General features: G+C 40.0%; 20 protein-coding genes and 1 tRNA gene. 8 read left to right on the top strand and 13 right to left on the bottom strand.

Annotated elements, in window-relative coordinates; all coding sequences use genetic code 11:
• Window positions 1-181: 181 nt before the first annotated feature.
• Window positions 182-2,800, bottom strand: a complete 2,619-nt coding sequence (gene alaS, locus HCG69_RS13035; RefSeq protein ID WP_221650382.1) for an alanine--tRNA ligase — start codon at window positions 2,798-2,800, stop codon at window positions 182-184.
• A gap of 192 nt (window positions 2,801-2,992) precedes the next feature.
• Between alaS and HCG69_RS13040 the strand changes: the two genes are divergently transcribed.
• Window positions 2,993-3,961 carry a M23 family metallopeptidase gene (locus tag HCG69_RS13040; protein ID WP_221650383.1) on the top strand — a complete coding sequence of 323 codons (969 nt, stop codon included), beginning with the start codon at window positions 2,993-2,995 and terminating at the stop codon, window positions 3,959-3,961.
• 2 nt (window positions 3,962-3,963) lie between these two features.
• Entirely contained in the window at window positions 3,964-4,308 is a 345-nt protein-coding gene (locus HCG69_RS13045) for a MerR family transcriptional regulator (RefSeq protein ID WP_002559285.1), read from the top strand.
• A gap of 43 nt (window positions 4,309-4,351) precedes the next feature.
• On the opposite strand, the gene HCG69_RS13050 is transcribed toward HCG69_RS13045, so the two are convergent.
• The 5 genes from HCG69_RS13050 to HCG69_RS13070 form a co-directional block, all read right to left on the bottom strand.
• On the bottom strand, window positions 4,352-6,601 hold the full coding sequence (locus HCG69_RS13050; RefSeq protein WP_221650384.1) for a bifunctional (p)ppGpp synthetase/guanosine-3',5'-bis(diphosphate) 3'-pyrophosphohydrolase: 2,250 nt from the start codon (window positions 6,599-6,601) through the stop codon (window positions 4,352-4,354).
• Window positions 6,602-6,669: 68 nt separating this feature from the next.
• Window positions 6,670-7,965 carry a lytic transglycosylase domain-containing protein gene (locus tag HCG69_RS13055; RefSeq protein WP_221650385.1) on the bottom strand — a complete coding sequence of 432 codons (1,296 nt, stop codon included), beginning with the start codon at window positions 7,963-7,965 and terminating at the stop codon, window positions 6,670-6,672.
• A gap of 26 nt (window positions 7,966-7,991) precedes the next feature.
• Window positions 7,992-8,867 (bottom strand): DUF5683 domain-containing protein, encoded by an 876-nt coding sequence (locus tag HCG69_RS13060; protein ID WP_221650386.1) that lies wholly within the window; start codon window positions 8,865-8,867, stop codon window positions 7,992-7,994.
• Window positions 8,868-9,758, bottom strand: a complete 891-nt coding sequence (locus tag HCG69_RS13065) for a ParB/RepB/Spo0J family partition protein (RefSeq protein WP_002559289.1) — start codon at window positions 9,756-9,758, stop codon at window positions 8,868-8,870.
• A 9-nt stretch (window positions 9,759-9,767) separates the two neighbouring features.
• The gene (locus tag HCG69_RS13070) at window positions 9,768-10,535 is read right to left on the bottom strand and encodes a ParA family protein (RefSeq protein ID WP_002559290.1); all 768 of its coding nucleotides are present in this window, start codon (window positions 10,533-10,535) and stop codon (window positions 9,768-9,770) included.
• Between the two features lie 387 nt (window positions 10,536-10,922).
• Here HCG69_RS13070 and surE point away from each other — a divergent pair, with 387 nt between their 5' ends.
• From surE to HCG69_RS13085, 3 genes are all read left to right on the top strand, one after another.
• Window positions 10,923-11,690 carry a 5'/3'-nucleotidase SurE gene (gene surE, locus HCG69_RS13075; protein ID WP_221650387.1) on the top strand — a complete coding sequence of 256 codons (768 nt, stop codon included), beginning with the start codon at window positions 10,923-10,925 and terminating at the stop codon, window positions 11,688-11,690.
• Complete coding sequence (gene lpxB, locus HCG69_RS13080; protein WP_221650388.1) at window positions 11,690-12,826, top strand: lipid-A-disaccharide synthase; 1,137 nt, start codon at window positions 11,690-11,692, stop codon at window positions 12,824-12,826. Before surE ends, lpxB begins: the two co-directional genes overlap by 1 nt.
• 91 nt (window positions 12,827-12,917) lie before the next feature.
• Window positions 12,918-13,661 (top strand): NigD-like protein, encoded by a 744-nt coding sequence (locus HCG69_RS13085; protein WP_221650389.1) that lies wholly within the window; start codon window positions 12,918-12,920, stop codon window positions 13,659-13,661.
• A 76-nt stretch (window positions 13,662-13,737) separates the two neighbouring features.
• Here HCG69_RS13085 and HCG69_RS13090 read toward each other — a convergent pair whose 3' ends face one another.
• From HCG69_RS13090 to rsfS, 3 genes are read right to left on the bottom strand one after another with little or no spacing between them, the layout of a single operon-like run.
• Window positions 13,738-14,577 carry a phosphatidate cytidylyltransferase gene (locus HCG69_RS13090; protein ID WP_221650390.1) on the bottom strand — a complete coding sequence of 280 codons (840 nt, stop codon included), beginning with the start codon at window positions 14,575-14,577 and terminating at the stop codon, window positions 13,738-13,740.
• A 12-nt stretch (window positions 14,578-14,589) separates the two neighbouring features.
• A complete protein-coding gene (gene ftsH, locus HCG69_RS13095; RefSeq protein ID WP_221650391.1) occupies window positions 14,590-16,620 on the bottom strand; it encodes an ATP-dependent zinc metalloprotease FtsH in 2,031 nt (676 codons plus the stop codon).
• Between the two features lie 9 nt (window positions 16,621-16,629).
• A complete protein-coding gene (gene rsfS / locus HCG69_RS13100) occupies window positions 16,630-16,989 on the bottom strand; it encodes a ribosome silencing factor (RefSeq protein WP_221650392.1) in 360 nt (119 codons plus the stop codon).
• 307 nt (window positions 16,990-17,296) lie between these two features.
• On the opposite strand from rsfS, the gene HCG69_RS13105 reads away from it, so the two are divergent.
• Window positions 17,297-17,367: transfer RNA gene (locus HCG69_RS13105), tRNA-Gln, on the top strand.
• A 136-nt stretch (window positions 17,368-17,503) separates the two neighbouring features.
• Here the strand turns inward: HCG69_RS13105 and HCG69_RS13110 are convergent.
• The 4 genes from HCG69_RS13110 to rsmA form a co-directional block, all read right to left on the bottom strand.
• Complete coding sequence (locus tag HCG69_RS13110; RefSeq protein WP_221650393.1) at window positions 17,504-19,357, bottom strand: DUF349 domain-containing protein; 1,854 nt, start codon at window positions 19,355-19,357, stop codon at window positions 17,504-17,506.
• Between the two features lie 121 nt (window positions 19,358-19,478).
• Window positions 19,479-20,819, bottom strand: coding sequence for a magnesium transporter (gene mgtE, locus HCG69_RS13115; protein WP_221650394.1), 1,341 nt, complete (start codon window positions 20,817-20,819; stop codon window positions 19,479-19,481).
• A 19-nt stretch (window positions 20,820-20,838) separates the two neighbouring features.
• Window positions 20,839-22,530 carry a phosphoethanolamine transferase gene (locus HCG69_RS13120; protein ID WP_221650395.1) on the bottom strand — a complete coding sequence of 564 codons (1,692 nt, stop codon included), beginning with the start codon at window positions 22,528-22,530 and terminating at the stop codon, window positions 20,839-20,841.
• Window positions 22,511-23,329: a 16S rRNA (adenine(1518)-N(6)/adenine(1519)-N(6))-dimethyltransferase RsmA gene (gene rsmA / locus HCG69_RS13125; RefSeq protein ID WP_221650396.1), complete on the bottom strand. Its 819-nt coding sequence runs from the start codon at window positions 23,327-23,329 to the stop codon at window positions 22,511-22,513. Before rsmA ends, HCG69_RS13120 begins: the two co-directional genes overlap by 20 nt.
• A gap of 70 nt (window positions 23,330-23,399) precedes the next feature.
• On the opposite strand from rsmA, the gene HCG69_RS13130 reads away from it, so the two are divergent.
• Together HCG69_RS13130 and HCG69_RS13135 are read left to right on the top strand one after the other, a co-directional pair.
• Window positions 23,400-24,386 carry a lysylphosphatidylglycerol synthase transmembrane domain-containing protein gene (locus HCG69_RS13130; RefSeq protein WP_221650397.1) on the top strand — a complete coding sequence of 329 codons (987 nt, stop codon included), beginning with the start codon at window positions 23,400-23,402 and terminating at the stop codon, window positions 24,384-24,386.
• 20 nt (window positions 24,387-24,406) lie between these two features.
• Window positions 24,407-25,864, top strand: a complete 1,458-nt coding sequence (locus HCG69_RS13135) for an aminoacyl-histidine dipeptidase (protein WP_007484065.1) — start codon at window positions 24,407-24,409, stop codon at window positions 25,862-25,864.
• Window positions 25,865-26,032: the final 168 nt, after the last annotated feature.

Below are 26,032 nucleotides of genomic sequence, written 5' to 3' on the forward strand. Positions count from 1 at the left end.
TGATTAACATCGTTTCAAAGCACAAATTTAAAAAATATAAGATGAATAAGTGACATAAAGTTAGAACTTTGTAGTTAATAAATAGAGGATTTTTCCTGTTTGGAGGATATAAAGAGAAAAAAAGAGGGGTGTACCATTCGATTTGTTGGTACACCCCTTACTTTTTATTTGATTTTTAGATTTAAATTCCAGCTAATTCCAGCACTTTTTCCACTGCCGCATTTAATCCGTCCGGATTCTTACCACCGGCAGTTGCAAAGTGAGGTTGTCCACCACCGCCACCTTGAATCAGTTTAGCTGCTTCTTTCACCAGATTTCCGGCTTTCAATCCGCTGGCTACAAGATTATCACTGATCATGACTGTTAGCATTGGTTTTTCATGATCAAGAGTACCAGCTACGAAGAATAGGTTTTCTGTAATCTCTCCACGGAGCTGGAAAGCAATGTTTTTCACTGTTTCAGCAGGTATGGGAGCACAGAATCTAATGACTTTGAAACCATTGATTTCTTGTACGTTCTTTAGTAGGCGTTCTTTTACCGAGGCCTCTTTTTCTTTCATAAAGTCTTCCAACTGCTTCTTTAATCCGGCATTTTCATCAATATACTTGCGGATTGCGATACCCAGATCGGGAGTATTATTGAAAAGAGCTCTAAGATCATTCAGTGTATCTTGTATGGTATCCAGCATTTCTTCCACTCTTGCACCTGTATAAGCTTCAATACGGCGTACTCCAGCAGCGACAGAACTTTCAGAAATGATCTTTATCATACCAATGCTTCCGGTAGCGGCAACATGTATACCACCACAAAATTCGATCGATGATCCGAATTGGATAACACGAACTCTGTCACCGTACTTCTCACCAAATAAAGCAATAGCACCCAGCTCTTTAGCTTCTTCAATAGGAATGTTGCGATATTCTTTGAGAGGAATATTGGCACGTATTTTGGCATTCACAAGGTGTTCTACCCGACGCATTTCTTCATCTGTTACTTTTTGGAAATGAGAGAAGTCGAAACGTAGAGATTCCGGTGTTACCAATGATCCTTTTTGTTCTACATGTTCACCTAAAACTTCGCGTAGTGCTTCGTCCAGCAAGTGGGTGGCAGAGTGATTGGCTGCACAGGCAGCACGTTTATCTGTATCTACGCACGCCATCATAGGAGCTTCCAGATGTTCCGGTAGTTTCTTGGTGAAATGGATAGGCAGGTTGTTTTCCTTTTTAGTATCAATAATCTCTATCGTTTCAAATTCACTTACCAATACGCCGGTGTCACCTACCTGACCGCCACTTTCGGCATAGAAAGGAGTACTGTCAAGTACGATCTGATAGAGGGTCTGATTTTTTTGTTTGATCTGGCGATAACGGAGGATTGATACTTCATATTCAGTATAATCATAACCAACGAACTCACTGGTTCCTTCTTTCAGGATAATCCAGTCACCTGTCTCTACTGCGGCAGCATTACGGGCACGTTGTTTTTGCTGTTGCATTTCGGCATCAAATTCTTCGATGTTCACAGTCATATTATTCTCACGGAGAATTAATTCTGTAAGGTCAAGAGGGAAACCGAATGTATCGTATAGAGTAAAAGCATCTTTTCCGCTGATTTCTGTCTTTCCGCTTGCTTTGGCATCGGCCATAGTCTTGTCAAGCAGACGGATACCTGTTTCCAAAGTACGCAGGAAGGCTTCTTCTTCTTCCTTGATAACTTTTTCAATTAATCCTTTTTGTGCAATCAATTCCGGATAAGCCTCACCCATATTTTCGATTAATACCGGAAGGAGTTTGTACATAAATGCCTGTTTTTGTCCGAGGAAAGTATATCCGTAACGAACAGCACGGCGTAGAATGCGGCGGATTACATAACCGGCTTTTGCATTTGACGGCAATTGGCCATCTGTAATAGAAAAGGCTATCGTACGAATGTGGTCGGCAATAACACGCATCGCCACATCTTGTTGTTTATCTTTTCCATATTCAACGCCAGCCATCTGTGCAATAGCTTTGATCATTGGCTGGAATACGTCCGTATCATAGTTGGATGTTTTACCTTGTAATGCCATGCAGAGACGTTCAAAGCCCATACCTGTATCAATAACTTTGGCAGGAAGTGCTTCGAGACTGCCATCGGCTTTACGATTATATTGCATAAACACAAGATTCCAGATCTCGATTACTTGAGGATGGTCATGATTAACAAGGTCACGACCGGAAATCTTAGCACGTTCTTCTGCCGGGCGAAGGTCTATGTGAATCTCTGAACAAGGACCGCAAGGACCGGTGTCACCCATTTCCCAGAAGTTATCATGTTTGTTGCCGTTGATGATGTGGTCTTTCGGAAGGAATTGTTCCCAGTAAGAAGCAGCTTCGTTGTCCCGTTCCAGTCCCTCTTCGGGGCTACCTTCAAATACTGTAGCATACAAATATTCCGGATTCAGTTTCAATACATCTACCAAATATTCCCATGCCCAACTGATGGCTTCTTTTTTGAAATAATCACCAAATGACCAGTTACCCAGCATCTCAAACATGGTGTGATGGTATGTATCATGTCCCACCTCTTCAAGATCATTGTGCTTTCCGCTTACGCGAAGACATTTCTGTGAGTCCGCAACTCTGTGGTATTTTGCCGGGTGGTTACCCAAAATAATATCTTTAAACTGATTCATCCCCGCATTGGTGAACATGAGGGTTGGATCATCTTTAATCACCATTGGAGCCGATGGAACAATCTGATGTCCTTTCGACTCAAAGAAATTCTTGAATGAATCTCTGGTCTCTTTTGCAGTCAACATATATCTTTTTAGCTTTGTTAGTTTTTCAGACTTCAAGTTTTTAAGTTTATACTGAATGTATGGAAAGAGTTCTTTGAAGATCTTAATAACTTAAAAAGTAAAGAACTCAAAAATATAAAAACTTAAAAAACAGTGCAAAGATAGCTTGTTTTTATTATTTTTGCCCCATTAACCATCGAAATATTTCCTAAGATGCGCAAAGTTTACTACATCTATAATCCGCGAACACAGACCTACGACCGAATTTATCCTACTGTCCGGCAACGGGCATTGAGTATTCTCCGTCGTCTTTTTATCGGTATGGGACTGGGAGCCGGTAGTTTTATTGTACTGTTGCTCATTTTCGGTTCTCCTTCCGAAAAAGAGTTGAGGATGGAAAACAGTCGTTTACAGGCACAATACAATGTGCTTTCTCGCCGGCTGGATGATGCGCTGGGAGTATTGCAGGATGTACAGCAGCGTGATGATAACTTATATCGTGTTATTTTACAAGCTGATCCGGTGTCTCCGGCTATTCGTAAAGCGGGATATGGCGGTACTAATCGTTATGAAGCGCTGATGGATATGGTAAATTCTAAATTGGTTGTGAATACTACACAAAAATTAGATTTACTTACTAAACAATTATATATCCAGTCTAAATCGTTTGATGATGTAGTGGCAATGTGCAAAAATCAGGATGAAATGCTTAGATGTATGCCGGCCATTCAGCCGATTTCGAATAAAGACTTAAAGAAGACGGCTTCCGGATACGGAACACGTATTGACCCTATTTATGGTACTGCTAAGTTCCATGCCGGTATGGATTTCTCTGCCAATCCCGGGACAGATGTGTATGCTACCGGAGACGGAGTGGTTGTTAAGATGGGGTGGGAGACTGGGTATGGTAATACGATTGAAATAGACCATGGCTTTGGATATCGCACACGGTATGCTCATCTCAGAGAATACAGAACGAAACTTGGAAAAAAGGTAGTACGTGGTGAAGTTATTGCCGGAGTAGGGAGTACAGGTAAAAGCACGGGACCTCATTTGCATTATGAAGTACACTTTAAAGGGCAGGTGATGAATCCGGTGAATTATTATTTTATGGATTTGAGTGCGGAAGATTATGATAAGATGATTCAATTGGCCGCTAACCACGGTAAAGTATTTGACTAAAGATGGGCATTAATACAGATAAGAATTTTAAGTTATATTATTCGATCGCTGAGGTTGCAGAGATGTTTGATGTAAATCAGTCTTTGCTTCGTTTTTGGGAGAAAGAATTTCCTCAGATTGCGCCTAAGACAAGTGGGCGGGGGGTACGTCAGTACCGTAAGGAAGATGTGGATACTATTGCGCTAATTTATCATTTGGTAAAGGAGAAAGGAATGACTCTGCCTGGTGCACGTCAGAAATTAAAAGATAATGGAGAGGCTACCATTCGTAACTTCGAAATAGTCAATCGCCTGAAAGATATCAGAGAAGAATTACTGTCTATAAAAAAAGAACTGGACGAACGATAAACGTTGTCCGGTTCTTTAACTTATCATTCGATTTTTAATATTTCTAGTTCTCTACACGTGTTACAGATTTAATATTCTGAATTTTTCGCAGGTTGTCACAGATCGCTTTTACATCATCTACATCGTGTACATAGAGTTGTACTTTCCCTTCAAAGATGCCGTCATTGGTTTCTATATCCAGCTTACGAATGTTTACGTTGAGTTGTCGTGAAATGACTTGAGTGATTTCGTTTAAAAGTCCCATACTATCTATACCTTTGATATAAATATACACAAGGAAAGAGAGTACTTTGTGTGTATCCCACGCAGTGGCAATAATACGGTTGCCGTAACTACTTTTCAGTTTGGCTGCCACCGGACATTGGCGCTTGTGGATGATGACGCGGTCATTTTCGTCTATATATCCCAGGACATCGTCTCCCGGAATAGGATGACAGCATTCTGCTATGATATATTGCTTCTGTAACGCTTCTTCGGTAAGCTTCAATATCTGTTTCGGATTGATAGCTTCTTTTTCCTGTACCTCTTTCTCTTCCGGTTGTTTTTCTTTATTACCTCCCCCAAAAGAGAAAGTCAGGTATTTTTTCCAGTTACTACTTTGCTTTTCTTTTAATTCATTCCTGTCAGCATCTCCCAGAATAATACTTTTGTTCCCTATGGCTACAAAGAGTTCTTCCTCATCCTTCATGTTATGCAATTTGGATAACTTTGCAATGATTACATTATCCGGGCGGATTTCCTCTTTTTTAAGAAATTCGTTAAGAAGCTCTTCTCCTTCTTTCTGGTTAATTTTCCGTTCCTTACGTAGAATAGCTGCTATTTTGGCACGAGCTCGCGCCGTGGTGGCAAATATCTCCCATTGGGGTTGTACACGTTGTGATTTGGACGTTAAAATCTCCACCTGGTCACCACTTTGTAGTTTGTGGCTCAAAGGGACCAGCTTGTGATTTACTTTTGCACCGATACAGTGACTGCCAATGTCTGTATGCAATGAGAAAGCAAAATCCAGTGCAGTAGAATTCTGAGGCATAGTTTTGAGTTCACCTTTTGGTGTGAATACAAATATTTCAGAAGCAAACAGGTTAAGTTTGATTGTATCCAGAAAGTCAATAGCGTCCGGTTGAGGATCATCCAGTATTTCCTTGATGGTTTTCAACCATTTCTCAAGTTCTCCCTCGTCTTCACTACCACCTCCGTCTTTGTATTTCCAATGAGCGGCAAATCCTTGTTCCGCAACGTCATTCATGCGCTCACTACGAATCTGGACTTCAATCCATTGTCCGTTGTTGCCCATCAGGGTAACATGCAGTGCCTGATATCCATTGGCTTTAGGGTGACTTACCCAGTCGCGCAGGCGGTCAGGATGAGGCTTGTATATTTTGGAGATAGATACGTATATATCAAAACAGTCATTTAGCTCTTCTTCCGGATTTCTGGGTTCAAAGATTATACGTACAGCGAGCAGGTCATATATTTCTTCAAAAGGTACATGCTTGGTTTGCATCTTATTCCATATAGAATAAATGGATTTGACGCGTGCCAGTATGCGATATTTTAATCCCATTTTATCCAGTTGCTCCCGGATAGGCGCGGTAAAGTCGTTGAATACCTTGTCTCGCTCGGCAGCAGTGGCATTTAACTTTTCTTCAATTTCCAGATATTCTTCAGGATGTTCATACTTGAAACTGAGGTTCTCCAGTTCTGTTTTTATTTTATACAATCCCAGGCGATTGGCTAAAGGGGCATAGATGTAAAGTGTTTCTCCTGCAATTTTATATTGCTTGTTGGGTAACATGGAGCCCAGTGTACGCATATTGTGCAGACGATCGGCAATCTTAATAAGGATTACACGAATATCGTCCGACATAGTGAGCAATAGCTTCTTAAAGTTTTCTGCCTGAGCCGATGCACGATCGCCAAAGATACCACCGGATATTTTGGTAAGTCCGTCTACAATTTGTGCAATCTTAGGGCCAAAGATGTTCTCAATGTCTTCTACTGTATAATCTGTATCCTCTACGACATCATGAAGTAAGGCTGCACAGATAGAAGTTGAACCTAAACCTATCTCGTTGCATACAATTTTGGCAACTGCTATCGGATGCATAATATAAGGCTCACCGGAACGGCGTTTAATACCTTTATGTGCCTGATTGGCAAAATTGAATGCTTTTGTTATAATCTCAACACGTTTGCGATGCTTGGTTGCCAGATAATCGTTCAGTAATTCCTGAAACGCCTGATCGATCATCTCTTCTTCTGCCAGTTCTTTTGGGGGTATATTAGTATCCATAAATGTCATCTTTTCATTGCTTTCTGCAAAAATAAGCAATTTTCAACTCGATGCAAGCAAAGATGTATTTATTTGTATATTTTCAGTTGTTTTCCTGCTGCAATCTTGGTATTTCGTAATCCGTTCCAGCTTTGAATGTCTTTTACGCGAACTCCATATTTAGCTGCAATGGTTCCCAGTGTTTCCCCACTTTTTATTTTGTGATAGGTGGGTGTTCCTTTTCCGGCAGAAGCTTTTGCCCTTGTATTACTCGGTGGAGTATTATCATTGATAGCAATCGTTTTTCGGTTTCTGAATAACTCATCAGCCCGGTGAGCATAAATAGTATCTTGCTGATCAATAAATATACTGATGTGGCTTTGTGGTAGGCGAAGCGTGTAGGATTTGCTATCTCCCGGAATTATGTTCTTTTTATATTGGGGATTAAGACTTTTGATCTGTTCGATACTAACTCCGCAGATGTCTGCGATCTGTTCAAAGTGCAAATTCTTATTTACTTGAATCGTATCTGTACTGGCAGGAATATTTGTTTCCATTGGGCAAATATTATGATCGCAGTAGTAGGTCATTACATAATTGGCTGCAATAAAAGCCGGTACATATCCGCGAGTCTCTTTGGGTAGGAGATTGTATATATCCCAATAATCTGTTTTTCCGTTTGCGCGGCGTATAGCCTTGTTAATAGTTCCCGGGCCGCAATTATAAGCGGCAATAACAAGGTTCCAGTCACCATATATGGCGTATAACTCTTTCAGATAACGTGCTGCCGCCCAGGTTGCCTTAATCGGGTCACGGCGTTCGTCCACAAGGCTATTTGACTCGAGGCCATACATCTTACCTGTAGCCAGCATAAATTGCCATAAGCCAGAAGCCCCCGCACGGGATACGGCAGAAGGATTTAAGGCTGATTCAATAATAGGCAGATATTTGAGTTCCAGTGGAAGGTTATAGGCATCAAGTGCTTCTTCAAAAATAGGCATGTAAAAGTTGCAGGCACTCAGCATAAAAGAAACTTGATTGCGTAGACGTCCTGCATACATATCAATAAATTTACGTACAATTTCATTATATGGCATTTCCATGATGGCAGGGATACGCGAAAGTCGGTCAATATATACGGAATCACTGAACAGTGGATTCACTTCAGAAGTACTGCAATCTTTACCTAAATCGATATAGTTTTTAGCTTTCCAGTCATTAAGCAGGCTGTCAAGCGGATAAGTCATACTTTTGGGAAGGTCAATACTTTCCTGGCGTTCGGTTCCGTTTTCTTTGATAATAACGTCTACACTTTGTGCTTTTACCTGTGTGCTTGCTAACAGGAAAAAGAGAATAAAGGGGTAATAGTTTTTTAGTTTTTTCATTCTTAGTTGTTGATCTTCAGTTGTTTTTAAAACCTAAAGCTACATTGTACACCTACCGATTTATTCATCGGGCGGAATTGGTCGTTAATAATTGTTGGTTCAACCCGCAGACTTAGATCCGGGGTAATATCAAAATTCGATAATTCTGCATCAACATAAGCGTCGATTACAGAGATCAGATATACGCCGATAAAAGCGAATATACTAAGATCGCGATAGCGACGGAACATATCTTTACGTTTTCGTAAAACTTCTTTGGCCTGACTGTCTGAATAACCTGTAGGAGGCAAAATGTCAAGATGACTGTTGGTTGTTGGGTCACTGTCCATGATATCCAGATAAGCTTGCGAGTAATCTTTGTACATCTTTCCATTCCAGCTTAGTGCATAAGCACATCCGGCAAATCCTCCATAAATAATGGGAAGTTTCCAGAATTTACGATTGTAAATTTGTCCTCCTCCGGGGAAAACGATTGCCAGCCAAGTGGCTTTTGTCGGATTAGGAGTCCATATCTTCTCCGGCAGGGTAGGAGGTACGGTATCTTTGGGTTGAGGTAGAACTACAGTTGTTTCTATCTCTTTGAGATTCTTTTTATTAACCTTATCCAGGCTATCAGCTACTATAGGAGCTACCGCCTGCATTGGGATACTATCTATTTTAAGTGCTGTGATACTATCTCTATTGAGTAGGGCTCTGTTTACGGTCAAAGAATCTTTCTCTGCCGGGCTATTGATTTCGCGGTGCCGGCGCGCACGTGCTTTAGGTGCTTCACGTACTGTTATGGAGTCGTGTGGTGTAACCTTAGCAGGTTCTTGTGCATACACATCAATCCCTGCTACCTGTAGAAAACAGAGGAGCAGGGTGATGATATATGGCTTGTATATCTTATATTTCCTTGTCATTTACTTCTTTAACGTGTCGAAGATTTCCATGATACGTTCCAGATCTTCTTCGTTGTTGAAAGGGATGCTGATTTTACCTTTTCCTTTCTCAGAACAGGTCAACTGTACCTTGGTGTTGAAGAATCCCGAAAGATGTTGCTTTAACATGTTGAATTCTTCGGGTAGTTTGGAACGCTTTGGTGTGATTTTGCGTGTTCCGCTTTTTACGGTTTCTCCTTCGCTCAGTGATTTTACAATCTCTTCTACTTTGCGTACGGAGTAATCGTGCTCCAATATTTCTTCGAATATTTTTACTTGCAGTTTAGGGTCTCCCAACGTAATTAATGCGCGGGCATGTCCCATGTCAATTTGTTTGTTTTGCAATGCCATCTGAATTGGTGCCGGTAATTTCAACAAGCGCAAATAGTTGGCAATAGTAGTACGTTTCTTACCCACTCGTTCGCTGAGACGTTCCTGAGTCAATTCATATTGTTCCAGCAAATGTTGATAGGCAAGGGCTATTTCTACTGCGTTAAGGTCTTCACGCTGAATATTTTCAATCAGCGCCATTTCCATTACGTTTTCATCATCGGCTGTGCGGATATAGGCTGGAATTGTTTTTAGCCCCGCTTTAAGTGAGGCTCTGTAACGGCGTTCTCCAGCAATAATCTGGTATTCATCTTCCGTAAGTTTACGCAATGTGATAGGTTGGATAATACCGATTTCAGAGATAGAATCTGCCAGTTCCTGTAACGCCGTTTCGTCAAACTCCCGACGTGGCTGATTAGGATTAACTGAGATTTGTGACAACTCTATCTCATTAATAGACGAAGAACCTTCGGTCTTTACTTCATCCATTGAAAGCAGAGCGTCTAGCCCGCGGCCTAATGCATTTCTTCTTTGTGTTGCCATATACCTCGTTTATTTACTATTTCTGTTGATAATTTCTTGTGCTAATGCCATATGGTTTTTGGCTCCGGTTGATTCTGCATCATATAAGATGGTTGGTATACCGTAACTAGGGGCTTCACTTAGTTTGACATTACGCTGTATTACGGTCTTGAATACCAATTCCTGGAAATGGCGCTTTACCTCATCGTAAATCTGATTGGCCTGACGCAGGCGTGAGTCATACATTGTCAGTAAGAATCCTTCTATTTCCAGTGCAGGATTTAGTTTGGATTTTATAATTTTGATAGTATTCAATAATTTACTAATCCCCTCGAGAGCAAAGTATTCGGCCTGTACAGGGATGATTACAGAATCGGCAGCAGTTAGTGCGTTAATAGTGATGAGTCCCAATGAAGGCGAACAGTCTATTAATATATAATCATATTCTTCTTTCAAAGGGGTTAATACTTCTTTCAATATCTTTTCGCGGTTCTTCAGGTTTAGCATTTCTATTTCTGCTCCTACCAGATTGATATGTGAAGAGATGACTTTCAGTGATTCAATTTCTGTGTCATGGATAGCATCCTGTACATCAGCTCTATCTATAATACATTCATAGATTGTACACTCTGATTGCTTAATATCAACTCCCAGACCGGATGAAGCATTTGCCTGTGGGTCTGCGTCAACCACCAGTACTTTCTTTTCGAGTGTAGCAAGTGAGGCTGCGAGATTAATCGTAGTCGTTGTTTTACCTACACCGCCTTTTTGATTGGCCAAAGCAATTATTTTTCCCATATTATCTAATTTTATCGGCTGCGAAATAAGTGATAATAACTCAGAGCACCTACGAAAAAAGAGAAACTTTACTGATTCTGTTGATAAGTCATCTGTTTTGTTAATAACTGAACAATGAAATCTTTATGTATTCCTTTTCCTGGCCTGCAAATATACATATTTATATTAAATAACGGGCCCCTTTTTTACTCACTTGCAGAAGATTAAGATTTGTAAACGCCTGCAAATGATTATACCGGAAAGTAAATAATAACTCCTGTACCTTCTCTGAATGCGTATAACTAAATATCTGCAAAGTCTGGATGAAGGTTTAAAAAAGGGGAGAGTTGGTGATAAACGTTCTTTTTGCTACTTTTGTACTGAATTATAAAGACTAAGGAGATTATTATGGAAAATAAGCGGCCTTTGATACTCATCTCTAATGATGATGGTGTCATGGCAAAAGGTATAAGTGAACTTATAAAGTTTCTTCGTCCGTTAGGCGAAATTGTAGTTATGGCGCCCGATACTGCCCGTTCGGGTAGTGGATGTGCAATTACTGTGACGCAACCTGTACATTATCAGTTAGTTCGTAAAGAGGTAGGATTGACCGTATACAAATGTTCGGGTACACCGGCTGATTGTATTAAACTGGCCTGGAATACAGTACTTGAACGGAAACCCGATTTGGTGGTAGGAGGTGTTAATCATGGTGATAATTCGGCCACGAATGTTCATTATTCCGGTACGATGGGAATTGTTATTGAGGGGTGTCTGAATGGAATTCCTTCTATTGGCTTTTCTCTTTGTAGTCATGATCCCGGAGCCGATTTTGACTCTGCAGGTCCGTATATTCGTCAAATAGCCTCTCAAGTATTAGACAAGGGATTACCTTTATTAACTTGCCTTAATGTGAATTTTCCTGATACAAAGGAAATTAAGGGAATTAAGGTTTGTGAACAGGCTAAGGGGCGATGGACTAATGAATGGGAAGCTTGTCCCCGAAAAGGAGATAGCAATTACTTCTGGCTGATAGGAGAGTTTACAGATGATGAACCGGAGAATGAGAAAAATGATCATTGGGCACTTGCTAATGGTTATGTTGCCATCACTCCGACCAAAGTGGATGTGACGGATTATGAGTTTATGAATGAACTGAATAAATGGTTTGAATAATGAAATATTACCTCATTGTTGGCGAAGCTTCCGGTGATCTGCATGCCTCTCATCTGATGGCTGCATTGAAAGAAGAGGATCCGCAGGCTGATTTTCGTTTCTTTGGCGGTGACTTGATGGCTGCTGTTGGAGGAACGATGGTGAAGCATTATAAAGAGCTGGCTTATATGGGATTTATTCCTGTGTTGTTGCATCTGCGCACTATCTTTGCCAATATGAGGCGTTGTAAAGAAGATATAGTATCCTGGAATCCGGATGTTGTTATTTTAGTGGATTATCCCGGTTTTAATCTGAATATTGCAAAGTTTATTCACTCTCATACTCAAATACCTGTTTATTATTATATTTCGCCAAAAATATGGGCTTGGAAGGAATATCGGATAAAGAACATTAAACGTGATGTTGACGAGCTTTTTTCCATCCTTCCCTTTGAAGTTGAGTTTTTTGAAAAGAAGCACAATTATCCGATACACTATGTTGGTAATCCTACGGTAGATGAGGTGACTGCTTTTTGTGATTCCCATTCGGAGAATTTTGGAGATTTTATTCGTGACAATAATCTGGAGGATAAACCGGTTATTGCTCTTCTTGCCGGAAGTCGGAAGCAAGAGATAAAAGACAATCTTCCCGGTATGTTAAAAGCGGCTTCTGCTTTTCCTGGTTATCAGTTGGTGCTGGCGGGAGCTCCTTCTATTGCTCCTGAATATTATCAGCAATATGTAGGTGATGCACAGGTGAAGATTATTTTTAATCAGACTTACCGGCTTTTGCAACATTCTGATGTTGCACTTGTCACCTCTGGTACAGCAACATTGGAAACAGCGCTTTTCCGGATTCCTCAAGTGGTATGTTATTATTTGGCATGCGGCAAGTTTGTGTCCTTTTTGCGTAAGCATATTCTGAAAGTAAAGTTTATCTCTCTTGTTAATTTGATAGCCGATCGTGAAGTGGTAAAGGAACTCGTTGCTGATACAATGACGGTTGAGAATATGAAAATAGAGTTGGAACGACTTTTGTTTGATAAGGAGTATCGCCAGAAGATGTTGGATGAATATGAATCTATGGCTCAACGTCTTGGGCCAGCCAGAGCTCCCCGGCATGCTGCTCGTGAAATGATGAAATTGCTTAAAAAATAAACTATCTTTTGATAATAAATCTAAAGCCGGTGCAGTAAATGCCCGGCTTTTTTATTTATCTGATAGAAACAAAAAAGAAAGGAATACATATATGAAAAAGTTGAATTGTTTTTTCTTGGTGTTGTTGTTGGTATTAATTCCTGCTTTGCAATCATGTGATGAGAGTGATGGATATTCTATCGGACAACGTGGAGGGAGCTGGGCTACGGTCCGTGTCGTGAGTGGTGATACGTATTATTTAGAATCCGATAATTATGGGAGTCTTTGGCCGGCTGCAACAAGTGTTTATGGATTTAAACCGGTAGACGGTAAACGTATGCTTGTTGTTTTCAATCCTTTGTATGATAATTATGGGGAGTATGACATGGCTGTTAAAGTAGAGAATCTATTTCCTGTTACAACGAAGCAGGTGGAAGATTTAACAGCAGAAAATGAAGAAGAGATAGGTAACGATCCGGTCTCTATTCTTAAAGGTGATATCTGGATTGCTAATGGATATCTGAATCTTGTATTCGAACAGAATAGGCCTGTCTATAGTCCGCACTTGGTTAGTCTGGTACGTAATACAATAGAGAAAGCAGAAGATGATGGATATATCCATTTAGAATATCGCTATAATACGCATAACGATCTATCTGGTTGGTTTGGTTATGAGCCCGTTTCATTTAATCTGAACTCTCTGGACTTTGAAGGAAAGAAGGGATTGAAGTTGAAGCTGAATTCATCCGTGAATGGTGAAGTTGAGTTGACGTTTAACGTGAAAGAAGCGATGTCTGTACCCAAAATAGCTCTGAACCTTGATTATAACACGCTGGAAGCAGGTAAGACAGAATAGTATTTACTTAGCTTTCAATTAAAACGGGCCTGTCTTTGCTGTTGGAGACAGGCCCGTTTCTATATATGAATCTTTTTTAAATCCATGTCAATGCATACAGATAAACTACTGCTGCAGGTATTGCCATCAAGGCACTATCAAACCGGTCTAACATTCCACCATGTCCCGGAAGAATAGAACCGGAGTCTTTGATGTGAAGCTGACGTTTTAGTAATGACTCCGTAAGGTCGCCCCAAGTACCAAAAATTACTACTACCAATGCGAGTCCCGCCCATTCTGCTACGCTCATAATAGGGAAGAAATGAGCAAATACAAAAGATGAAGCTACTGATACAATGCCTCCTCCAATAGAACCTTCCCACGATTTTTTTGGGGAGATACGTTCGAAAAGACGATGCTTTCCTATTAATGAGCCTACACAATAAGCTCCTGTATCACTCAGCCAGATGAAGACGAAAATAGATAACGGCAATATCGGATTGTAGCTTACAGAGGAATCTTCCGGATTATTATGAAAAGCCAATGCACTCAATAAAGCGAAGGGCAATGCAATGTATAGTTGGCTCAGCATGGAGAAAGCCCAATTGAGCACAGGATTTTCCTTTTTCAGATACAGTTCGCTAATCATCATGTAGAGAAGCAAAAGTAAATAAGGAAGGAATATTTTAGAGTCTGATGCATCAATACAGAATCCCATAATAGCCAAAAATAGATAAGCCCCGCCCAGCATAGTAATGTTCTTATTGACACTGACACCTTCTATATGATTGACCAGACTACCAAATTCCCGTATCGTCAGAGCACTGATTACTATAAAAAGTGCTCCGAAACTGAATGGGTGATAGAGAATACATCCTACCAATATGGCTACAAATAGCACTCCAGTGATCGCTCTTTGTATAAAATTGCTTTTCAACGTATTTAGATTTTAATTTTGTAATTCGGTAGCCGATGCTTCTGCAGAGGCTTCAGCTTCCTTTTTTGCTTCTTTCTCTTCGTTTATTTTCTTTTCAAGAGCTTTCTCTGCATCTGCAGCGTCTTTACTTTCTTTAGCTGCCATGATTTCTTCAGAACGTGATGCCCATGGACGTTTACCAAAGATACGTTCTACATCCTCCGCAAAGATAACTTCTTTGTCTATCAACAATTGAGCCAGTTGATTGTGTCCGTCTTTATGTTCGGATAGAATCTGTTTAGCCCGTTCGTATTGTTCATTGACCATCTTTTTCACTTCCTCATCAATCAGTTCAGCTGTCTTTTCACTATAAGGACGATTGAAAGAATATTCATCATTGTTATAGTAACACAGATTAGGCAGTCTGTCACTCATGCCAAGATAAGCAATCATACCGTATGATTGTTTGGTGACACGTTCCAGGTCGTTCATTGCTCCGGTTGAGATTCTTCCAAGGAATAAATCTTCTGCAGCACGTCCACCCAAAGTGGCACACATTTCATCAAGCATTTGCTCTTTGGTGGTGATTTGACGTTCTTCCGGCAAATACCAGGCAGCGCCTAATGCACGACCACGCGGCACAATAGTTACCTTAATCAACGGATTGGCATATTCAAGTAGCCAGGAAATGGCAGCATGACCTGCTTCATGTAATGCAATGGAACGGCGTTCGGCTTCGGTAGTTATTTTTGTTTTCTTTTCTAAACCACCAATGATACGGTCTACTGCGTCCAGAAAATCTTGTTTACCGACAAATTTCTTTCCGTGGCGGGCTGCAATCAGGGCAGCTTCATTACATACATTAGCAATATCTGCTCCTGAGAATCCTGGTGTCTGACGAGCCAGTAAATCTACATCTACACTATCATCTATTTTAATAGGACGAAGGTGTACGCCAAATACTTCTTTGCGTTCATTTAAATCGGGCAGGTCTACATGGATTTGACGGTCGAAACGTCCGGCACGTAAAAGAGCTTTATCCAATACGTCTACACGGTTGGTAGCGGCAAGGATAATAACACCACTGTTAGAACCAAAACCGTCCATTTCTGTCAAGAGCTGATTCAATGTATTTTCACGTTCATCGTTTCCTCCCATTGCCGGGTTTTTACCACGGGCACGCCCTACTGCGTCAATTTCATCAATAAAGATGATACAAGGAGCTTTCTCTTTTGCCTGACGAAAGAGGTCGCGAACACGGGAAGCACCTACACCAACGAACATTTCAACAAAGTCTGAACCTGCCAGAGAGAAGAATGGCACATTAGCTTCGCCGGCCACTGCTTTGGCAAGCAGGGTTTTTCCTGTTCCCGGAGGACCAACCAGTAATGCACCTTTAGGTATTTTACCACCAAGGTCAGTATATTTCTGTGGTTGTTTCAAGAATTCTACAATCTCTTCCACTTCTTGTTTGGCTTCGGCAAGTCCTGCCACATCCTTAAATGTGATTTTAATGGCACCACCTTTTTCAAAAAGTTGTGCTTTGGATTTTCCTACATTGAATACTCCGCCGCTACCTCCGCTCGCTCCACCACTCATTCGGCGCATAAAGAATATCCAGAGTCCGATGAGGAAGATGATAGGCAAAAAGTTTATCAGGATAGAACCAAAAATGTTGTTCTTTTTATCATAGCTTATGGAACCATCAAAATGGCCTTCTTGTTTTTGAGCATCAATGAAATTACCAAGACTCTCACGTGTGGGAGCTTCAGTGGTAATCATAGGATTTTTGCCAACGCGGGTTGAATCTTGTTTAAATACCTTGCCTACGAACTGTGGCTTGATAAACACTTCAACCGAGCTGTCGTCATATCCTACTACTTTACTGACATAACCTTCACGAACGTATTGTTGGAATTCGTCGTAAGGAATCTGTTTGCTTATAGTCCCCCCTTGATTACTCCACCAAAGGCCCAGGAGCATCAGGGCTATAATCATATACATCCAGTTCAGGTTGAACTTGGGCATATTTACTTTATTGGGTTTCTTGTTGTTATCTTCCATATTGAAAAATTAGTCAATGTCGGGGATCGTTGTTAACTTGGCATCCGCCCAAAGATTTTCCAGATTGTAGAAATTTCTGGTTTCAGGCAGGAATACATGTACCAGCACATCTGAATAATCCATAGCTACCCATTCGGCATTTCGCAGGCCATCTATTGCAAATGGCTTGATGTCTGTACCTTTTCGGGTGAAATCTTTGATTGAATCAACGATGGCTGTTATTTGGCTAGGTGAGTTACCTTGACAAATTACTAAATATTTACATATTGTATCGCCAATATTTGTCAGGTCGGCTATAACGATGTTTTTACCTTTTTTTTCTTGAATTCCTTCTGTTATCTTTTCAATTAATATTTTCGTCTCGTTCATTTATCGGTTGAAATTTAATAATCAATGTTTTTACTTCTCTATGTATAACAAGGAAGCTCTTATCTTTGTTTCTTGCTATATTAACATGATATAGGTTACAAATATACGCTGAATTCTTGTATCAAAGAAAGTTATGTCGTAAAACTCTTCTTTTTTTGTGTTTTTTAGGGATGTATCCTTTAAAATAGGGAGAGCATCATTGATTTTTTGCAAAAAAAATATGTGAATTGTTTGAAGTTTCCAAATTCTTTGTATCTTTGCACCCGCAAACGAGAAACAATTAGGTTGACCGTTGAAAAATAAGTATTGGGCTATGGTGTAATGGTAACACTACAGATTCTGGTCCTGTCATTTCTGGTTCGAGTCCAGATAGCCCAACAAGAAAACGTGAAGTATCTTTGAGATGTTTCACGTTTTTTTTATAAGCTAAAACCTATATAAAAATAAAGGGAATGCAATCATTCATGTTTTTTGATGCATTCCCTTTATTTTTTATATTTTTACTGCTTTTTGTTTACTCTTCTTCTTTAATTGATTCATCAATTACTTTAATTTTCTGCAAAACCAATTCCAGATCAGCTTTCAACTTGTCTACTTTTCGATTGAGTTCCGTTAACAGGCTATTTCCCTTTTTAGAAGCAGATGTCAGGAAACCAAGATTGTTTTCATAAGTTTGGAGTTCGCTTTTCATATTTTCATATGCGCGAACCAGTTTTTCGCGTTCTCTGTATAGAGTTTGTGATCCTCCTCCTTGAATACTACTGATGTTGGATTTGAAATTACTCAATTTCTTGTTTGAAGCGCTTATATTAAAACGCTCGAACAGTTGATCAATCAAAGTATGGTATTGTTTGTACAGCTTATCTTTTTCCTTGAATGGCACGTGTCCTATGGCGTTCCAGTCTTTCATCAGTTCGCGAACCTGTTTGCCTGCTTCTTCCGTATCCATGGATTCGTCAATAGCGGTTAGCTGGTTGATAATATCTTTCTTCTTCTCCATGTTCTCTATTTCGACAGAACGTTGTGAAGAAGTTGCTTTATTTTTCTGTTCAAAGAAATAGTCACAAGCAGAAATAAAACGTTTCCATACTACATCTGAGTATTTTTTTGAAACTGGTCCGATCGTTTTCCACTCTTTCTGCAATTTGGTCAATGCGTCGGCTGTTGCTTTCCAGTCGGTACTGTCTTTCAACGCTTCTGCTTTTTCACACAACGCTTTTTTCTTCTCCAGATTTTCGTTCATTCCTTCTTTCAATGCTTTGAAGAACTCTCCTTTTTTCTTGAAAAAGTCATCGCAGGCATGACGGAAGCGTTCGAATATTTTCACATTCATCTTTTGTGGTGCAAAACCGATTGTTTTCCATTTGTTTTGCAGAGCAATAACTTCCTGTGTTTTATTTTCCCAGGCTGAGAATGTTTTCAAATCGTCGTATGTGATAGCTTCTACGATTTCACAAATCACTGTTTTCTGATCCAGATTATGTTGTTCGGCTTCTTTTAAAGCTTCGAAGTGCTGTTGATGACGACGATTGACTACTGTAGATGCTGTTTTAAAGCGGTTCCATACCTCATCACGAAGTTCTTTTGCTACAGGACCTGTATCACGGAATTCCTGGTGTAACTTCTGTAATTGATGGAAAGCCGAAACAACATCTTCTTCATTTGCGAGTTTCTCAGCTGCTTCGATAAGACGATTCTTTATCTCAAGATTTTTCTTGAAATCATATTCGCGGAATTCATTGTTAAGCTTCAGTATGTCATAGAATTTTTCTACATATAGCTGATAGTTCTTCCAGAGTTCGTTTACTTTAGCCTGGGGAACCAATTTGGTTTCATTCCACTGCTGTTGTAGCTTTTTGAATTCTGTATATGATTTGTTAGCGTCATCAGGCGATTCTACCAATTCTTTGAGCTCTTCTATGATTGAAAGCTTGATTTGCAGATTTTCTTCTTTCTGCTTTTCCATCTCGGCAATCTGGGCGCCTCTTTTTTCTTTGATAACAGCCATCACATTTTTGAACTCTTCTTCTATCGCATCACTTTGTGGTACGTAGTCTTCTTCTGAACCGCCATTTTCAACAAATAGCTTCCTGGCCGCTTCCTGTTCGGCATTATGTATCTTATAAAAAGATTGCTTTAAACTGTCCAATTCTTGCTTGTTGGCATTTTCTGCATCTTGAGCAAGTTCTTTCATCCGTGCAAGTACTTCCTCTTTTGTTACTAGCCGAGGAGCTGTTTCGGGTTGTTTTTCAGCATTTGTTTCTTCGGCTGGAGTTTCTGTTATAGTTTCAGAAACCTCAACTGTTTTCTTTTCTTCTTCTAACTCCCCTGGATTCAAAGGTTGGTTAGTGTCATGAGAGTCCATCATTGTATATTCGTTTTAGGAAATGGGGATTTAACTCCTTCTTTATTACATTAGGTCACAAATTAATGAAATAAAACGATTACTTCATACTTTTTTGCCTGATTTTTTTTTATTTATCTTTCATTTAGGACAATAAAACAGTAATTCCCATATAAAGCATCATGCCGATAATGTCATTTGTGATGGCTATAAACGGTCCTGTAGCAATGGCAGGGTCTATTTTAAGCTTTTCAAGTGTCATCGGGACTAAAGTACCAAAAATAGAAGCAAACATTACTACTGCAAATAAACTGATAGATACAGAATAGGTAACGGTTGCCATGGCGCCAAAGCGAATGAAATTATATGTATATACTAATAAAGAAATAATTGTTGCATTGATTAATGCTACTATTGCCTCTTTAGTAACTTGCTTAAAAGTGTTTTTAGTATCGAGAGAACTGTTAGCCAATCCCTGCACGATGAGTGCTGAAGATTGTGTTCCGACATTTCCTCCCGTACCTCCGATTAGTGGGATATAGAGAGCCATTTCAGGGTGGGCGGCAAAGGTTGCATCGAAGTTTCCTAATATCATGGAATTACCGATACCGCCCAACATACCAATAAGTAGCCAGGGAAGACGTGCGGTGGTTTGACGAAGAACGTTATCGTCTGTTTCTACGTCTTGTGAAAGTCCGGAAGCTAACTGATAGTCACGTTCTGATTGTTCACGTACTTCATCCATTACGTCGTCAACGGTGATCTGTCCGACGAGTCGTCCGATGCTATCTAATACCGGAATGGCTACAAGGTCATACTTTTCAATGATTTGGGCAACTTCGTCAATGGGTGTGTCTACATGTACAGAGATCGGATCTTTCTGCATCACGTGTTTCACTTTTGATACGGAAGGTGAAGTGATCATCTTCTTTAAAGGGAAAATACCACGTAGCCGCTCGTCATCGTCTATTACATATACGTAGTAGATTTCATCTAGTTCTTCTGCTTGCTGACGCATCTCTTTCAGGCACTCCGGCATACTCCAGTTTTCGTTAACGAGCACCATTTCAGTTCCCATCAAACCACCGGCTGTATCTTCGTCATACTTCAAAAGGTCGACGATATCGCCTGCCTGTTCTATGTCTTCAATATGTGAAAGAACTTCTTCTTGCTTTTCTTCATCAAGTTCTCGCATCAGGTCTACGGCATCGTCCGTATCCATGTAATCAACAAAACGTTTGGCGATTGTTTCTGAAGGTAGAATTTCGAGGAATTCTTTACGAACGTCCTCGTCCATTTCCACTAATACGTCGGCAGCGGTCTCGTTGTCGAGCAACCGGTAGACAAAACGGGCCTCTTCCGGGTTGAGGTCATTACACAACTCGGCTATATCAGCCGGATGAAGGTTGATAAGAAATTCCTTAACCTTATTAGCATCTTTTTGCTCAATAAGTTGTTTGACGTTGTCTATGTATTCCTCGTTCATCTTAATTTATATCTGATATTTAATGAAGATATACTATTTTTCCATTGGGTGTTAATACTTCTCTGATACTGTCTCCCTGAAACTCTTCGGATGTAATGCTGAGATCGGGCTTTTCATCCGGATAGGTGATATTACTAATCTTCAGCATTGTGTGAAATAAGTTATTGGAGCTGATTGGACTGTCTTTGTGACTGTTCAATATATCATATATTTCCGGAAACTGTTTTCTATAGCAATCAGAAAGCCATATGATAAAGGGCACGTGTACTTCATTCCGACTCGGATTTGGGCTACTATGCATCAATTCTTCGGTACCGTCATCATATAGATTTTCTGCATGATCTGAAATGTAACTGACAGCAGCTATACATGATTGTTGCTGTACCCTTTTTATGATTTCGGATAATATAAAATCAGTATACAGAACCGAGTTGTCGTATGAGTTAGTGACAATTGTTTTTTTATCTTTATTAATCTCATTGTAACTAAAATCCTTAGGCATTGCCGGTTTGAACTTTGCAAAGTTTTCGGGATGTCGGTAGTTATATTTGAAATGATTGCCCAATGTATGAATTATAATAAATTGCTTTTGCTTATTACAAGCAAGTACTTTATCCAGTTGAGGCAATAATTTTTCATCATAATTGTTGTCGGCACCGTAGTCTACTAATTCAAAGTGATGGTAGTCTGAGTTATGAGCAATCCGAAGAACGTAGGGATCATTGAAAGATTGGTTGGCAATCCACGCTGTAGAAAAACCACACTCTTTAAACGCTTCCGGAAGTGTTTTTTCCTGATATGCTATCTCCGGTGATTCCGGAGTAGCACGGCTTAGCAATAATGGAAGTGCTCTGACCGTAATATTGGCTGTAGAAAGTACATCTCCAAAGCTAACCAGATTCTCTGTATGCTCAAGTAGTGGAGTTGTTTTTCTTTCATAGCCATTTATAGAGAAATGGTCTGCACGGGCAGATTCTCCGATAACCAGAACATATATTTCTTTTTCATTGGGTGGAGTCAGACTTTGTACGTCAAATTTAAACGACTTTAATCTTTCATTCATGGCCTTGACCTCCGAGTTGTCTTTCAGATGCTTGGTATAAGATAGGAACAAGTTCACGGGAAAGATTTTATAATACTGGTGCACAACCCGGTACGAACTGACTACCAAACGTCCCGAAAAAGTGCTGCCGGAAGGGGATGACAGGAATGTATTTGCAAACAGAGTAACATTCCAGATGATGAAAAGGGGAATTAAAGCTATGCGAAACCATTTAGTTCCTAAGTAGCGGTTTGGAATTTTATATACTTGTATAAAGTAAATCCCCCATACTAACAGCATTATGATAATTTCTAATTTGAAAGAAGACAGAACTTCCATGCTCTCTTTGAAGTCTGTTTGAAGCATGGAGGTTATGAATGGGGACGAAACCGGCATTCCTAACAGTTTCAGATGCATTATCTCAATTGGTGCAAATAATAGGAAAATACCTTCAAAAAGGAAATAGATTTTGCTCTTCAAAAAAGAAAGAGGAAGCAATAATACAAGTGTATATAGAAGTAGATAGCCAATCCTGTCACTGAATTCTTTTTGTATATCGACAGACATGAACAGGCTGGACAGACAAGGAAGGAATAGGATAAAAAATAAGATTCCTATTCTTCCTTTTTCCAGTGTATCTTTATTTATTTTATTCCATATTGTCAACATCGATCTTTACCTTGTGACTCTTTAGAGCTTCTTCTACACTGTTAGTCAAGTCAATGAACTGCTGTACCGATAGTTGTTCCGGCCGTTTATTGAATAAAACATCTTCTGTCAGCGGACATTCTTTGCCTAATATTGGTTTAATAGAATTACGTAATGTTTTTCTACGTTGATTAAAAGTGGTTTTTACTACTTGTTTGAATAGTTTTTCGTCACATCCCAGTTCAACTGTTTCATTACGTGTCATACGTATTACGGCGCTTTTTACTTTTGGGGGCGGATTGAAGACATGTTCGCTGACCGTAAAGAGATATTCCACCCGATACCATGCTTGTATCAATACGCTGAGAATACCATAAGTCTTGCTTCCCGGCCCTGCTGCAATACGTTCGGCAACTTCTTTCTGAATCATACCGGTACAACAAGGTATCAGATCTTTATTTTCGAGCATCTTGAAAAAAATCTGACTGGATATGTTATAAGGATAATTTCCGGTTAACACGAACTGGTTGCCATTAAAGACACGTTGCAGATTCATTTTGAGAAAGTCGTCCTCAATAATACAGTCTTCCAGTGACGGATAAGCTTCGCGCAGATAGGCTACCGATTCATAATCTACCTCTACTACTTTCACCGGGCGTTCCTTTTTCACAAGAAACTGTGTGAGCACACCCATTCCCGGCCCAACTTCCAGAATAGGAAGTGTAGGAAACGTATCAACAGTGTCGGCAATATCCTGTGCCACTTTAAGGTCTTTCAGGAAGTGCTGTCCGAGAAACTTTTTAGGCTTTACTAATTTCATTTATCAACTAAATAGTTACTTTTGCAGTCGACAAAGGTAATTCTTTTACTTGAAGAATAAAGAATTAAGAATGAAGAAACTAATAAAAAAGGCTCTGAAACTTATTTTACCACTGGTTTTGGGAGGCTTTATCTTGTACTGGGTCTATCGTGACTTCGATTTTGCAAAGGCAGGTGATGTGCTACGGCATGGCGTAAACTGGTGGTGGATGCTTTTTTCATTAGCATTTGGTGTATTCAGTCATGTCTTTCGTGGTTGGCGCTGGAAGCAAACGTTGGAACCTTTGGGAGCTTTTCCGAAAACGAGCGACTGTGTAAATGCTATTTTCATTTCCTATGCTACCAATCTTATATTACCTCGGGTAGGAGAAGTGTCCCGTTGTGGTGTCCTTGCCAAATATGATAATGTCTCGTTTGCAAAATCTTTGGGTACGGTAGTTACCGAACGGCTGATTGATACTATTTGCATCGTTTTTATTACTGGTATCACATTCTTATTACAGATGCCTGTTTTTCTCACTTTCTTTGAAGAAACCGGGACTAAGATTCCTTCCATTGTTCACTTGTTGACATCTGTATGGTTCTATATCGTTTTGTTTTGCATTATTGGAGTAATAGTACTTCTTTACTATTTGATGCGAGCGTTGTCTTTTTTTGAAAAAGTAAAAGGAGTTGTCCTTAACGTTTGGGAAGGAGTGATGTCTTTGAAGAATGTGAAAAATATTCCTCTTTTCATTTTGTATACAATCCTTATTTGGGTTTGTTATTTTTTTCACTTTTATCTCACATTCTATTGTTTTGGGTTTACCGCTCATCTGGGTATTCTTGCCGCACTTGTTATGTTTGTAGGCGGTACATTTGCTGTTATCGTTCCTACTCCCAACGGAGCCGGGCCCTGGCATTTTGCTGTTATCTCGATGATGATGCTTTACGGAGTAAATGCAACTGATGCAGGAATATTTGCCTTGATTGTACACGGAATTCAAACCTTTTTAGTAGTTTTGTTGGGAATATATGGTTTAGTGGCTTTACCACTAACTCATAGACAACGAAAATAAGAACCTAAAATTAATTCGTTATGAGTACAATCCTCTCTTTAGCTCCACAGAATGTGTGGAAGCATTTTTATTCATTAACTCAGATTCCGCGTCCGTCGGGACATATGGAAAGAATAACTGAGTTTCTTCTTAATTTCGGAAACAGCCTGGGACTGGAATCATTTGTAGACGAAGTTGGTAATGTTATTATCCGCAAACCTGCTACTCCGGGTATGGAAAACCGTAAAGGAGTAATTTTACAGGCTCATATGGACATGGTGCCTCAGAAGAATAATGATACAATACATGATTTTGAAAAAGATCCTATTGAAACTTATATAGACGGTGACTGGGTGAAAGCCAAAGGCACTACGCTGGGTGCCGATAATGGACTGGGGGTAGCTGCTATCATGGCTGTTCTGGAAGCCAAAGATTTGAAACACGGTCCATTGGAAGCTCTTATCACAAAGGATGAAGAGACAGGGATGTATGGTGCTTTCGGACTTAAGCCGGGAACGTTGAACGGAGAAATCCTGTTAAATCTGGATTCGGAAGATGAGGGCGAACTCTATATCGGCTGTGCAGGTGGTATGGATGTTACAGCTACGCTTGAATATAAAGAGGTGGAACCCGAAGAGGGTGATATTGCCATCAAGGTCACATTGAAGGGATTACGCGGTGGACACTCCGGACTGGAAATCAATCAGGGACGTGCGAATGCTAATAAGTTGCTTGTACGTTTTGTTCGCGAAGCAATTGCCACTTACGAAGCCCGCCTGTCTTGCTGGGAGGGTGGAAATATGCGTAATGCTATTCCGCGTGAGGCTTCTGCCATCGTTACTATTCCTGCCGAAAATGAAGAAGAGTTGTTAGGCCTGGTAAAATATTGTGAGGACCTTTTCAATGAAGAGTTTTCTGCTATCGAAACTCCTATCAGTTTCAAGGCCGAACGGGTAGATATGCCTGCGGGGCAGATTCCGGAAGAAATTCAGGATAATCTGGTAGATGCTATCTTTGCCTGCCAGAATGGGGTAACCCGTATGATTCCTACCGTTCCTGATACTGTAGAAACTTCTTCTAATCTGGCTATTATTAGTATTGGTGGTGGTAAAGCAGATATCAAGATTCTTGCTCGTAGCTCAAGTGACAGTATGAAAGAGTATTTGACTACAAGTCTTGAATGCTGTTTCTCTATGGCCGGAATGAAAGTAACAATGACAGGTGGATATTCCGGTTGGCAACCGAATGTAAATTCTCCGATTTTGCATGCAATGAAAGAATCTTATAAGAAACAGTTTGGCGTAGAACCTGCTGTGAAAGTAATTCATGCCGGATTGGAGTGTGGTATTATTGGTGCTATAATTCCGGGACTGGATATGATTTCCTTTGGTCCTACATTGCGTTCACCGCACTCTCCGGACGAACGTGCATTGATTCCTACTGTGCAAAAATTCTATGACTTCCTGGTGGCTACATTAGAACAGACTCCGGTGAAGTAAATATGTAAAAGAACTCATTCAAAGTATACAAGCCCTGCCCACTTAACTTGGTGGACAGGGCTTTTTGAGTAAATAAGAATCTGTTTAATAAATACAATCTTCTATTACTATGTGCGGTAAGAGAGGTATTGTGTTACTTTTTTTATTTTTCGTTACAATGTAGGATTG

It is taken from the genome of Bacteroides sp. K03, assembly GCF_019734355.1.
Classification (GTDB): domain Bacteria; phylum Bacteroidota; class Bacteroidia; order Bacteroidales; family Bacteroidaceae; genus Bacteroides; species Bacteroides nordii.

Bases quoted from the DNA above. Each gene is read 5' to 3' on its own strand.
- mgtE (WP_221650394.1), bottom strand. From the start codon at position 20,819: ATGAACGAGGAATACATAGACAACGTCAAACAACTTATTGAGCAAAAA.
- rsmA (WP_221650396.1), bottom strand. From the start codon at position 23,329: ATGAAATTAGTAAAGCCTAAAAAGTTTCTCGGACAGCACTTCCTGAAA.
- ftsH (WP_221650391.1), bottom strand. From the start codon at position 16,620: ATGGAAGATAACAACAAGAAACCCAATAAAGTAAATATGCCCAAGTTC.
- HCG69_RS13110 (WP_221650393.1), bottom strand. From the start codon at position 19,357: ATGATGGACTCTCATGACACTAACCAACCTTTGAATCCAGGGGAGTTA.
- HCG69_RS13070 (WP_002559290.1), bottom strand. From the start codon at position 10,535: ATGGGAAAAATAATTGCTTTGGCCAATCAAAAAGGCGGTGTAGGTAAA.
- HCG69_RS13055 (WP_221650385.1), bottom strand. From the start codon at position 7,965: ATGAAAAAACTAAAAAACTATTACCCCTTTATTCTCTTTTTCCTGTTA.
- HCG69_RS13050 (WP_221650384.1), bottom strand. From the start codon at position 6,601: ATGGATACTAATATACCCCCAAAAGAACTGGCAGAAGAAGAGATGATC.
- HCG69_RS13045 (WP_002559285.1), top strand. From the start codon at position 3,964: ATGGGCATTAATACAGATAAGAATTTTAAGTTATATTATTCGATCGCT.
- surE (WP_221650387.1), top strand. From the start codon at position 10,923: ATGGAAAATAAGCGGCCTTTGATACTCATCTCTAATGATGATGGTGTC.
- lpxB (WP_221650388.1), top strand. From the start codon at position 11,690: ATGAAATATTACCTCATTGTTGGCGAAGCTTCCGGTGATCTGCATGCC.
- HCG69_RS13085 (WP_221650389.1), top strand. From the start codon at position 12,918: ATGAAAAAGTTGAATTGTTTTTTCTTGGTGTTGTTGTTGGTATTAATT.
- HCG69_RS13130 (WP_221650397.1), top strand. From the start codon at position 23,400: ATGAAGAAACTAATAAAAAAGGCTCTGAAACTTATTTTACCACTGGTT.
- HCG69_RS13065 (WP_002559289.1), bottom strand. From the start codon at position 9,758: ATGGCAACACAAAGAAGAAATGCATTAGGCCGCGGGCTAGACGCTCTG.
- rsfS (WP_221650392.1), bottom strand. From the start codon at position 16,989: ATGAACGAGACGAAAATATTAATTGAAAAGATAACAGAAGGAATTCAA.
- HCG69_RS13040 (WP_221650383.1), top strand. From the start codon at position 2,993: ATGCGCAAAGTTTACTACATCTATAATCCGCGAACACAGACCTACGAC.
- HCG69_RS13120 (WP_221650395.1), bottom strand. From the start codon at position 22,530: ATGTTGACAATATGGAATAAAATAAATAAAGATACACTGGAAAAAGGA.
- HCG69_RS13060 (WP_221650386.1), bottom strand. From the start codon at position 8,867: ATGACAAGGAAATATAAGATATACAAGCCATATATCATCACCCTGCTC.
- HCG69_RS13135 (WP_007484065.1), top strand. From the start codon at position 24,407: ATGAGTACAATCCTCTCTTTAGCTCCACAGAATGTGTGGAAGCATTTT.
- alaS (WP_221650382.1), bottom strand. From the start codon at position 2,800: ATGTTGACTGCAAAAGAGACCAGAGATTCATTCAAGAATTTCTTTGAG.